This is a genomic window from Kitasatospora sp. NPDC004799 (assembly GCF_040609095.1).
Lineage (GTDB): Bacteria > Actinomycetota > Actinomycetes > Streptomycetales > Streptomycetaceae > Kitasatospora.
Map to the genome: position 1 here is coordinate 1 of NZ_JBEXJK010000258.1, position 11735 is coordinate 11735.

Here is an 11735-nt window from a genome sequence, read left to right on the forward strand (position 1 = left end):
CCGATCGGGCCTCCGGGCTGTCGGCCGAGTCGACGCAGCCGTTCGGCCGACAGCTCCGGTCGGCGGCGGGCCGGTCCCATCACCGCCGCGTACGGGCGGTCGCCCTCGCAGCGGCGGTCACCCGGGAGATCGGCCAGGCCCTCCAGGGCCTCGCCCGTGAGGGCGGGGTGGGCCGCGAGCAGGAGAAGGAGGCTGTTGTCGTTCCAGGGGCTGTGGCGCCGGACGGACAGCGCGGCCGGCAGGTCGGTGGGCGCGGCGGCGTTGGAGGCGATCGCGTGCCAGACGAACGGGTACTCGCACCTTGCGAGTTGGCTCAGGACCTCGGGGTCCGACGTCCGTTCGGCCAGCCGCCGGTAGTCCGCGCCGTCGTGCAGGTGCCTGAGCGCCTCGGCGTCCGCCGTCGAGCCCGTCGCCGCCCGCTCCGCCGTGTCGTCCGGGTCGAGGCGCGACCCTGGCAGGCGGTCGCTCCGCCCTCAGCCCCTTCGGCAGCGGGAAGGGGTGCGTCCTGGGGTCAGCCGCCGTCGGTGGTGAGGGGGATGCGCAGGCCGACCCGGTAGCCGCCTTCGGTGGTCGGGCCGGACTCAAGGGTGCCGTGCAGGATCTCGGCGCGTTCCCGCAGGCCGATCAGGCCCTGCTGGGAGCCGGGCAGGGGCAGGGAGGGGCGGGTGGGCGCGCTGTTGGTGACGGTCACGCCGACATCGGTGCCGTCCCGCCAGAGTTCGACCTCGGCGGAGGCGCCGGGGGCGTGCTTGCGGGCGTTGGTCAGCGCTTCCTGGACGGTCCGGTAGACGGCCCGCTGGGCCGGGGCACTGAGGGCGGGTGGCAGTTCGCCGGTCAGCCGGGTGGCGATGCCGCTGGAGTCCACGAGCCGGTGCAGGTCGGCCAGGGTGGGTTGGGGGGTCAGTTCGGTGTCGCGACCGCCGGATGCGCGCAGCAGTCCGACCATGCTGCGCAGTTCGTCGAGCGTCGTGACGCTCAGGGAACGGATGGTGCGGGCGGCGTCCTTGGCGTCGGCGTCTTCGGTGGAGACCTGGAGCGCCCCGGCCCGTACGGCGATCAGACTGACCTGGTGGGAGACCACGTCGTGCATCTCCCGGGCGAGTTGGGCGCGTTCGCGGGCGAGCACGGCTTGGGCGTGCAGGGCCCGCTCGTGCTCCCTGGCCTCCTCGGTCTCGATCATCTGCCGCTCCAGGTCCCGGCGGGTCTGGACGAGTTGCCCGAACAGCACGGCGGCGGCCGCGGTGCCCAGGCTGTACACGAACATGACCAGGGTGAGGGTCCGGCTGACCTCGAACGGGCCGCCGAGGGACCAGGGGATGCTGGTGGCGAGCGCGGTGCCGACGGCGCAGCCGGCGAGCAGCCGGCGGTTGCGGGACCGCTCGGCCAGGGTGAACAGCGCCACGACGGGCGCGAGCGCGACGCCGTCCTGGGTGAAGGCGATCGGCAGGGTGAGCAGCAGGACGGCGAGGGGGAACCTGCGCCGCAGCGCCAGCGCGGCACAGGCGAGCGCGGCCAGCGCCAGGTCGAGCGGCGCCGGGTCCTCCGCGAGGTTCAGCCAGGTGTCGATGCCCGCGGCTGCCACCAGGGCGCCGTCCACGACGGGGGCGGGCACCCGCGCCCACAGTGTGCGGGCAGGGCTCGTCGCTGCCGGCTGCGGCCGGTTCCCCTCCGGCGTCCCGCCGCTCGCCACCGGCCCCCGGTCCGTCACCGGCTCCCTGCTCATCCGTGCCCCTCGTCTTCGCTCCGTTCCGTGCCCGCCGCCTCGGCCCCGGATCGTGTTCGACGGTGCGAGAGCGGGCGGCGCAGAGCGCCGACCGGGCCGGCGACGGTCCGCGCTGTTCGCCGACACGAACCGTCGGTGGCGACCCTAACGCTTCGGCCCTAACGCTTCGGCCCTGACGCTTCGGGGCCGTCCCGCCGGACGGCTGGGCGACTGGGCGGCAGCTCCAGCCGCCCGGCAGGGGTCGTCATCCGGTCGTCGGGGTGTTCCCGGCGCTCGGCGCGGTGATCGGCCGCGGAGCACGGGACGGGACGGTGGGGACTACGGTCGGGTCGGCCGCCGCGGACCGTCGGCCAGCAGGCCCGCCCGCTGGGCGAGCAGCGCGGCCTGGACCCGCCCACCGACGCGCAGCTTGGTGAGGATCGCGCTGACGTGGTCCTTCACCGTGCCGGTCCCCAGGTGGAGGCGTACGCCGATGTCGGCGTTGGACAGGCCCTCGGCCAGCAGCACCAGCACCTCGCGTTCCCGCTCGGTGAGCCGGTCGACCCGCGCGGCCTCCTCGTCGACCACGGCCGGCCCGCTGCCGGGGTGGCCGCGCAGCAGGCTCCGTGAGGCCTTCGGAGACAGGACGACCCCGCCCGCCGCCAGGGTGCGCACCAGCGGGGCGAGTTGCTCGGGCTCGGTGTCCTTGAGCAGGAAGCCGGACGCCCCCGAGTTCAGTGCGGTCAGGATGTACTCGTCCGTGTCGAAGGTGGTCAGCATCGCCACCACCGGCGGCGACGGCAGCACGACCAGCTCGCGCAGCACGCTGAGCCCGTCCACGTCCGGCATCCGGATGTCGAGCAGGACGACGTCCGGCCGGTACTCCCGGACGGTGGCGACAGCCTGCCCTCCGGCGGAGGTCGCCACCACCTCGATGTCGCCCGCCGCGCTGAGGATCATGCCGAAACCCGACCTGATCAGCGCCTCGTCGTCCACCACCACTACCCGGATCATGCGTCCTCCGCCCCGTACCGGACCCCTGCCGTACCGCCCCATGATCCCGTGCCCGCCCGCACCGGCCCGCACGGGGTGGACAGCCGCTCCGCCGCACGGCGGGGGAAGCGGCAGCCGACAGACGGGGGCGGTCCGGTCGGTCACCGGATGGGGCAGGACACCGCGGGCCTCCAGGCTGGACCGGTACACCACCGGTTGAGAGGAATCCTGTGAACACCGCATCCGACCCGTCCGGCGCGGACACCACGCCGCTGTCCGCGCGGGCGACCTTCAGGGCACTGTACGGGTACGTCCGGCCGCACCGGCGGACGGTCGTGCTCGGCCTGCTGTGCGCCCTGGTCGGAGCGGCCGGCGGAATGCTGCAGCCGCTGGCCACCAAGGCACTGGTGGACCGGCTCTCCTCCGGTCAGACCATCACGGCGATCGTGCTGTCGCTCACCGCACTCGTGCTGCTCGGCACGGTGTTCGAGGCGCTCAGCGGGTACGTGCTGGAACGGACCGCCGAGTCCGTCGTGCTGGCCGCACGACGGAGCCTGATCGGTCGGCTGCTGCGGCTGCGGATCGCAGAGGTCGATCGGATCCCGCCGGGCGACCTGATGTCCCGGGTCACCTCGGACACCACGCTGCTGCGCGCCGTCACCACCCGGGAGCTGGTCTCCGGCGCCACCGGCCTGGTCACCCTGGTCGGGGCCGTCGTGCTGATGGCCGTCCTGGACCCGGTCCTGCTGGGGGTGACACTCGGCGTGCTGGCGCTGGCCGGCGGGGCCGTCGCCCTGGTGATGCCGAAGATCTCCGAGGCCACCGAGCGATCGCAGGAGGCGGTGGGAGCGATCTCCACCGAACTGGAACGCGCCTTCGGCGCCTACCGCACCGTGAAGGCGTCCGGTGCCGAGGAGCGGGAGACCGCCCGGGTGATGGCCGCCGCCCAGCGGGCGTGGCAGCACGGCGTGCGCGGCGCCAAGTGGCAGGCACTCGCCAGGTCGGCGGACGTCTTCGCCATCGAGCTGGCGTTCCTGGCGGTGCTCGCGATCGGCGGGGCGCGGGTGGCCTCCGGAGCGATCCCGGTGTCCACGCTGATCGCCTTCCTGCTGTACGTCTTCTACCTGATCGAGCCGGTGTCCCGGCTGGTCGAGGCCGCCTCCCAGTACCAGGAGGGCGCGGCCGCGATCTCCCGGATCACCCGGGCGCAGCAGCTCTCCACCGAACACCGGGATCTGCGCCGGCTCACCCTGCCCGCCCCCGCGGGCCCGGACACGGGCCCGGCCTCGGTCCGCTTCGAGCAGGTGTCCTTCCGCTACCGCCCGGAGCTGCCCGACATCCACCGCGAGGTGAGCTTCGAGGTGCCGGCCGGTGGCATGACCGCCCTCGTCGGCCCGTCGGGCGCGGGCAAGTCCACGGTCTTCGCCCTGGTCGAGCGCTTCCACGAGGTGACCGGCGGCCGGGTGCTGATGGACGGCCGGGACGTCCGGGACTGGTCGCTGCCCCGACTGCGGTCCTCCGTCGGGTACGTCGAACAGGACGCCCCCGTCCTGGCCGGCACGCTCCGCGAGAACCTGCTCTTCGCCGCACCCGACGCCTCGGAGCAGGACCTGCACGACATCCTGGTCCGCACCAGGCTCGACACCCTCGTCGCCCGCCTGCCCGACGGTCTGGACACCCTGGTCGGCCACCGCGGCTCCAAGCTCTCGGGCGGCGAGCGGCAGCGCGTCGCCATCGCCCGCGCGCTGCTGCGGCGGCCCCGGCTGTTGCTCCTCGACGAGGCGACCTCGCAACTCGACGCGGTCAACGAACTGGCGGTGCGGGACATCGTGGCGCAGGCGGCCCGGGAGACCACCGTCCTGGTGGTGGCCCACCGCCTGTCCACGGTGACCGGCGCCGACCGGATCGTGGTGATGGACGCAGGCCGCGTCCGGGCCGTCGGCACCCACGCGGAGCTGGTCGAGCGGGACGGCCTCTACGCCGAGCTGGCGGCCACCCAGCTGCTGACCCCGACTCCCTGACCCCACTCCCTGCCCCCTGACCCCTGCTCCCCGACCCCGCCGAACCGGTGTGCGCACGGCCGCGCGGCGCTGTTCCGGCACCGCGCGGCCGTGCGTCACGGACGAGGGCCCCGGCCGCCGTACGGCCGGGGCCCTCGAGGCGTTGGGCATCGGCTCCCGGGTGGACCTGAGCGGGTCAGCGCTGGAGGGTGAGCACGCCCGGCCGGTACGGCAGCTTCAGGTAGGAGGTGCCGTCCGAGGAGGGAGACCTGCCCTGGTAGAGGAGCTGGAGGTTGCAGGGGTCGACGGTCATGGTCTGGTCGGGGTTGTTGCGGACCAGGTCGCCGTGGCTGATGTCGTTGGTCCAGGTGGCGCCGCTGTTGGCCTGGCTCGCGAAGGAGTTGCCCGCGGTGGCGGCCTGCGGGGTCCAGGAGCCGTTCAGGCTGGTGGCGGTGAACGAGCGGAAGTACCGGTGCTCGTTCGCGTCCCGGGCCTCGACGATCATCAGGTACTGGTTCTGGCCCTGGACCTTGTAGACCTGGGGCGCCTCGAACAGGTTCTGCACCGTGTCGCTCATGACCGTGGTGTACGAGGAGCCGAAGCTGCCGGGGAAGTTCCCGATCGGCATGCTCGCCCGGTAGACGCTGCCGTTGTCACCGGCGAAGAACAGGTACATGTTCTGGTCGTCGGCGATCAGGGTCGGGTCGATCGGGCCGCCGGTGGGGAGGCTGCCGGTGAACATCGGCTGCGGCGCGGACCAGCCGGCGGGGTCGGTGGGGTCGCTGGACGTGCGGTAGGTGAAGGGCCAGGCGGTGCCCCAGCCCAGTGAGGCCAGCACCCAGATGTTCTTGGGCGCGAAGTAGAACAGCTGGGGCGCCACCGCGGACGAGGGCATGGCGGTCTGGGTAGCCGAGGCCATGTCCGACCAGTTCGCGAAGGGAGCGAATCCCATCGACTTCCACGACGTTCCGTCGGAGTAGGTCGCGTAGACCAGGTGCTTGCCGTTGTAGACCACGTCGGTGAAGTCCTTCAGCGACGCCCAACCGTTCGCCGGCTCCGCCAGCGGACCGGTCGAGGTCCACCGGTACGTCGACGGAAGGGCGCAGGTGGTGCCCGTGCCGGACAGGCCGGTCCACTTCTGGTTGCCGGCGCCACTGCAGTTCCAGAGCTGCACCGCCGTGCCGTTGGCCGTACCGCCGCCGCTGACGTCCAGGCACAGCCCGGACTCCACCCCGACGACCGAGCCGTCGGCGTTCACCCGCCACCGCTGGTTCGCCCCGCCGCTGCAGGACCAGATCTCCACCCGGGTGCCGGCCGTGGTGGCGTGGCCCGGAACGTCCAGGCACTTGTCGCCGTACACCGTCAGCTGGTTGTCGGACGTCAACGTCCACTGCTGGTTGGTCCCGCCCGAGCAGTCCCAGATCTGCAGGAGCGTTCCGTCGTTCCGACCGGCGTTCGGCACGTCGAGGCACCGGCCGGAACCCGCACCGCGCAAGGCGCCGCTGGTGGCCGCCTGAGCCGGGACCGCGACGAGCATCGACGCCAACGCCACCGCGGCCGTGACCACGGCGGTGAGCACGAGGGACAGAGGCCCGCGACTTTGTCCACGCATCGAGATGTCCTATCTGTAGGGCTGGAGCTGCCACACGGTCGGGTTGCCGTTGACACGTGTGCCACCTGACGGCGCGCCAGGGGGTGGGGGCGCCCGGCGAGGAAGTGCGACGTACAGCTCCACAAGAATGTTAGCGCTAACAATTCAGGGTCGAAGTGAGCTCTCCCAGGGGGAGGCAGCGGAGATCTTGAAGATGAGCGGAGTCAATACCCGCCCACCTGGGCACGTCAAGATGGCTGCAACGACTTTCCTGACGGAGGCGGCGCACTCCCACGTCACGCTCGCTCCAAGCTCCCCGATCGATCGCGGGAGCACCCTCGCGACCGCGCACCGGATCCGGACATGGGATGCCTGCAGGCCGCCACGGAAAGGCGGAAACTCCTCAAATCCTGTGCACGGAAGCCGTATTGAGCAGATCTGCGGATCCCGGCCCGTCATCGCGACTCCTGCGTCCATTCCCGGCCATGGGATGTTCAGCGCGAGGGCGAACGTGTTATCTCTAGAAGTGCACGCCGTCGGCGGGGCGCGGAACCGACCAACCCGCCGACGCCGGAAGCCCGAACCGGCGAACGCGTCGGGCCAGGGCGCTTTGTGAACGTTAACCAGCAACTTCCGAGAACCGAACCTGCCCGTGGCCGGACGCCTCCGGCCGTGCTCCAGGCGGACGAGGACGCTTCCGCACCGGGCACGGCTCGTCGGCCGCTGCGGTGGCCGCACCGCCCCTACGTGCCACGGCCGCCGTGCTGCCGAGGGTGCGGCGTGGCGCCCGCCGGGCACGGGACCAGGACCATCCCCTGAACGAGGACGATATGACTGAGGCGAACCTCGTCGTGCTGTCGGCCGGTGACACGGCCCTCGTGCTCGACGCCACCGGACCCGAAGTACCCCAGGTGCTGCACTGGGGCGCCGATCCCGGCCTCCGCGCCGACGACGCCGCGCAGGTGCTCGACGCCATGGGCCGAACCTCGCGCCACCAGGCCGGGAGCCTGATGCCCTCCCAGGGACAGGGCTGGGGCTGGTTCGGACGTCCGACCCTCGCCGGGCACCGCGACGGCCGGGTCCGCCCCCAGCGCTTCGAGCTCGCCGAACCGGTCGCCGTACGCGCCCACGACGGCCGGGGCGGCACCGTCCGCGTGCGGGCCCTGGACCCCGGGGCCGGGCTCGCGCTGGACACCGAGCTGCGGATGACGGAGCAGGGCGTGGTGCGGCTGCGCCACACCCTGACCAACACGGCGCCGGACACCTACACCCTGGAGGTGCTGGCGTGCGTGCTGCCGGTCCCCGCCCACGCCGCGGAACTGCTGGACTTCGCCGGCCGCTGGGCCCGTGAACGCTCCCCCCAGCGCTCCCCGCTGCGGCAGGGCGCCTGGTCGAGGGAGAGCCGGCGCGGCCGCACCGGCTTCGACGCCGGGCTGCTGCTCGCCGGCACCGAAGGCTTCGGCTTCCGGCACGGCGAGGTCTGGGGCGTGCACCCCGCCTGGAGCGGCAACCACGTCCAGTACGTGGAGCGGCTGGCCGACGGGACGACCGTCCTCGGCGGCGGCGAACTGCTGGACGCGGGTGAGATCCGGCTGGCGGAGGGCGAGTCCTACCGAACCCCGTGGGTGTACTTCGCGACCTCCGGCACGGGGCTGGACGGAATCAGCCGAGGCTTCCACGACATGCTCCGGGCCCGGCCCCGGCACCCGAACTCCGCCCGGCCGGTCACCATGAACATCTGGGAAGCGGTCTACTACGACCACGACCCCGAGCGGGTACGCGCCCTCGCGCACACCGCGGCGTCGGTCGGCGTGGAGCGGTTCGTCGTGGACGACGGCTGGTTCCGGCACCGCCGCCACGACCGGGCCGGCCTCGGCGACTGGTACGTCGACGAGAAGGTGTGGCCCGACGGGCTGCGCCCGCTCGCCGACCACGTCCACGGGCTCGGCATGCAGTTCGGCGTCTGGTTCGAGCCCGAGATGGTCAACCCCGACTCCGACCTGGCCCGCGCCCACCCCGACTGGTTCCTCGCCGACCCCGAACGCCTGCCGTTCGAGCAGCGCAGCCAGCACGTCCTGGACGTCGCGCACCCCGACGCGTACGCCTACCTGCTGGAGCGGATCAGCACCCTCGTCGGGAACGCGGGAATCGACTACATCAAGTGGGACCACAACCGCGACCTCGCCGACGCCGTCCACGACGGCCGACCGGGCGTGCACGCGCAGACCACCGCGGCCTACCGGCTCCTGGACGAACTGCGCGGCCGCCACCCCGGGTTGGAGATCGAGTCCTGCTCCTCCGGCGGCGCCCGCACCGACCTCGGCATCCTGGAGCGCACCGACCGGATCTGGGGATCGGACAACATCGACCCGATCGAACGCCAGGCCATCCAGCGCTGGACCGGCCTGCTGCTGCCGCCCGAGCTGATCGGCTCCCACGTCGGCTCCTCCCCCGCCCACATCAGCCGGCGCGACACCACGCTCGCCTTCCGCTGCGCCACCGCCCTGTTCGGACACGCCGGCATCGAGTCCGACATCTCGACCTGGTCGCAGGACGACCTGACCGCGCTGACCGCGTGGGTCGGCGCCTACAAGCAGCTGCGCCCGCTGCTCCACGGCGGCGACGTCGTCCGCACCGACCACCCCGACCCGGCCGCCTGGGTCCACGGCGTCGTCGCGCGGGACCGGACCCACGCCCTCTTCGCCTACGTCCAACTGGACACCTCCGTGGCCGGGAACGGCGCGCCGGTACGCCTCCCGGGGCTGGAGCCCGAGACCCGCTACGTCCTGCGGGTGCGCCCCGAACTCTCCGCCCCCGAGCACACCTGGCCCGCCTGGGCACGACGGGCGAGCGCACCCACCCTCACCGGCCGGTACCTCGCCCGCGTCGGCCTCGCAGCCCCTGACCTGGCCAGCCGCCCTGGCCAGGCCTTGGTGGTCGAGGCGCAGGCTCAGCCGCCGGGCTCGCCGGAGTAGTCCTCCCGCCCACCGCCGAGCTCTCCGCCCCCGACCGCAGGAGCAGGACCCTGCGGTCGGGGCTCCGGGGCACCGGCCGCATCCCGACGGGTCGCCGCCGGCCGGCCCCGGCCGGCGTCGCGCGGCCGGTCGGCCCCCTGTCCACCGCATCTCTCGGGAGCACACCCCTCATGACCGCAGTCCCGTCCGACCACCGCCCCGCCCGACGCCCGTTCCCGACGGGCTTCGCCTGGGGCGCGGCCACCGCCGCCTACCAGATCGAGGGCGCCGCCGCCGAGGGCGGCCGCACCCCCTCGATCTGGGACACCTTCAGCCACACCCCCGGCAGGACCGAGAACGGCGACACCGGTGACACCGCCGTCGACCACTACCACCGCTTCCGCGAAGACGTCCGGCTCATGGCCGGCCTCGGCCTCACCAGCTACCGCTTCTCCATCGCCTGGCCCCGCGTCCAGCCCACCGGACACGGCCCCCTCTCCCAGCACGGCCTCGACTTCTACCGCGCCCTCACCGACGAACTGCTGGAGCACGGCATCACCCCCGTCGCCACCCTCTACCACTGGGACCTCCCCCAGGAACTCGAGACCCCGCCGGTCGGCGGCTCCGCCGTGGGCGGCGGCTGGCCCGCCCGCGACACCGCCCACCGCTTCGCCGAGTACGCCGCCCTGACCGCCGAGGCCCTCGGCGACCGGGTGCCCACCTGGATCACCCTCAACGAGCCCTGGTGCAGCGCCTTCATGGGGTACGCCGCCGGCGCCCACGCCCCCGGCCGCACCGACCCCGCCGACGCCCTGCGCGCCGCCCACCACCTCAACCTCGGCCACGGGCTCGCCGTCGGCGCCCTGCGCGCCGCGCTGCCCGCCTCCGCCCGGATCTCCGTCTCGCTGAACCTGCACGCGGTGCGGCCGCTCGGCGAGAGTCCGGAGGACGAGGAGGCGGCCCGCCGGATCGACGCCGTCGGCAACCGGATCTTCACCGGCCCGATGCTCAAGGGCCGCTACGACGACGACCTCCTCGAGGACACCGCCCACCTGGTCGACTGGGACGCCCTGGTCCACGACGGCGACCTCGCCGAGACCTCCCGCCCCATCGACCTGCTCGGCCTCAACTACTACGCCCCGACCGTCGTCTCCGCCCCCGCCGGGGGCCGGCGCCTCCCGCGCGAGGACGGGCAGGGCGCCGGCTCGCACTCGGTGTGGCCGGGTGCCGAGGACGTCGTCTTCCACCGGGCCAACGAGAACGTGACCGCGATGGGCTGGCCGATCGACCCGACCGGCCTCTCCGACACCTTGACCGCCCTGCACCGCGAGTTCGGCCTGCCCCTGCTCGTCACCGAGAACGGCGCCGCCTTCGACGACACCGTCTCGCCCGACGGCACCGTCCACGACCCCGAGCGGACCGCCTACCTCCGCGGCCATCTCGAAGCCGTCGCCGACGCCGTCGACGCCGGCGCGGACGTCCGGGGCTACTACCTGTGGTCGCTGATGGACAACTTCGAGTGGGGGTACGGCTACAGCAAGCGCTTCGGCATCGTCCACATCGACTACGCCACCCAGCAGCGCACCCCGAAGTCCAGCGCCCACTGGTACGCCGAGACCATCCGCCGCGGCGGACTGGACTAGAGCTCGGGCCGGGAGCCGGGCGAGCGCCGCGCTCGCCCGGCTCCCTTCCTCAGGCCGCCGAGGATGTCAGCCGGGCCGCGACGTCGGCGCCCTCCCGGACGAGGACCGGGATGCGCTCCAGCGGGGCCTCGGCGTCGAGCGTCGTTCCGCCGTCCAGCACGCGGCCGGTGGCCGGGTCGCGCCAGCGGGTGCCGGACGGCAGGTACACCCGACGGGCCCGGACACCCGCCTCGTACACGGGCGCCACCAGCAGGTCGGGGCCGAGCAGGAACTGGTCGTCCACCTCCCAGGCGCGCTCGTCCTCGGGGAAGTCAAAGAACAGCGGGCGCATCGGCGGGGCGCCGGTTCGGTGGGCGTCCTCGGACAGGCGGTGCAGGTACGGGCGCAGGCGCTCGCGCAGCGACAGGTGGTCGCGGAGGATGCCGTACGCCTGCTCCCCGTACGACCAGACCTCGTTCGGCCCGCCGGTCATGTCCGTGGCGAAGGCGGGGTGGTGGGGCACGCGGTCCCCGTGCAGCCGCATGACCGGGCTGAAGGTGCCGTACTGGAACCACCGGATCAGCAGCTCGCGGTACGCCGGGTCGTCCGGGTCGCCGCCGAAGAAGCCGCCGATGTCGGTGTTCCACCAGGGGATGCCGCTCATCGCGACGTTCAGCCCGGCCCTGATCTGGCGCCCGAGGGAGTCGAAGGTCGTGGGGATGTCGCCGGACCACAGCAGGGCGCCGTACTTCTGGCTGCCCGCCCAGACGGACCGCACCAGGGACAGCGGCCGGTCCTCGCCCGCCGCGCGCAGGCCGTCGGCCACCGCGCGGACGTGCTCCAGCGGGTAGAGGTTCGCGGCCCGATCGGAAG

General features: G+C 73.3%; 7 protein-coding genes. 3 read left to right on the top strand and 4 right to left on the bottom strand.

The window, feature by feature from the left end; genetic code table 11:
• Positions 1–511 precede the first annotated feature (511 nt).
• Both ABZW03_RS27375 and ABZW03_RS27380 read right to left on the bottom strand, forming a co-directional pair.
• A complete protein-coding gene (locus ABZW03_RS27375; protein WP_355263602.1) occupies positions 512–1612 on the bottom strand; it encodes a histidine kinase in 1101 nt (366 codons plus the stop codon).
• Between the two features lie 429 nt (positions 1613–2041).
• Positions 2042–2716 (bottom strand): response regulator transcription factor, encoded by a 675-nt coding sequence (locus ABZW03_RS27380; RefSeq protein ID WP_355263605.1) that lies wholly within the window; start codon positions 2714–2716, stop codon positions 2042–2044.
• A 209-nt stretch (positions 2717–2925) separates the two neighbouring features.
• Here ABZW03_RS27380 and ABZW03_RS27385 point away from each other — a divergent pair, with 209 nt between their 5' ends.
• Positions 2926–4716, top strand: coding sequence for an ABC transporter ATP-binding protein (locus ABZW03_RS27385; RefSeq protein ID WP_355263608.1), 1791 nt, complete (start codon positions 2926–2928; stop codon positions 4714–4716).
• A gap of 175 nt (positions 4717–4891) precedes the next feature.
• On the opposite strand, the gene ABZW03_RS27390 is transcribed toward ABZW03_RS27385, so the two are convergent.
• Positions 4892–6307 (bottom strand): non-reducing end alpha-L-arabinofuranosidase family hydrolase, encoded by a 1416-nt coding sequence (locus tag ABZW03_RS27390; RefSeq protein ID WP_355263611.1) that lies wholly within the window; start codon positions 6305–6307, stop codon positions 4892–4894.
• An 809-nt stretch (positions 6308–7116) separates the two neighbouring features.
• On the opposite strand from ABZW03_RS27390, the gene ABZW03_RS27395 reads away from it, so the two are divergent.
• Positions 7117–9261 (top strand): alpha-galactosidase, encoded by a 2145-nt coding sequence (locus ABZW03_RS27395; protein ID WP_355263614.1) that lies wholly within the window; start codon positions 7117–7119, stop codon positions 9259–9261.
• Between the two features lie 170 nt (positions 9262–9431).
• Entirely contained in the window at positions 9432–10883 is a 1452-nt protein-coding gene (locus ABZW03_RS27400; RefSeq protein ID WP_355263617.1) for a GH1 family beta-glucosidase, read from the top strand.
• A 49-nt stretch (positions 10884–10932) separates the two neighbouring features.
• On the opposite strand, the gene ABZW03_RS27405 is transcribed toward ABZW03_RS27400, so the two are convergent.
• Positions 10933–11735: glycoside hydrolase family 31 protein (locus ABZW03_RS27405; RefSeq protein ID WP_355263620.1), on the bottom strand; the 803-nt coding region annotated here is incomplete at its 5' end.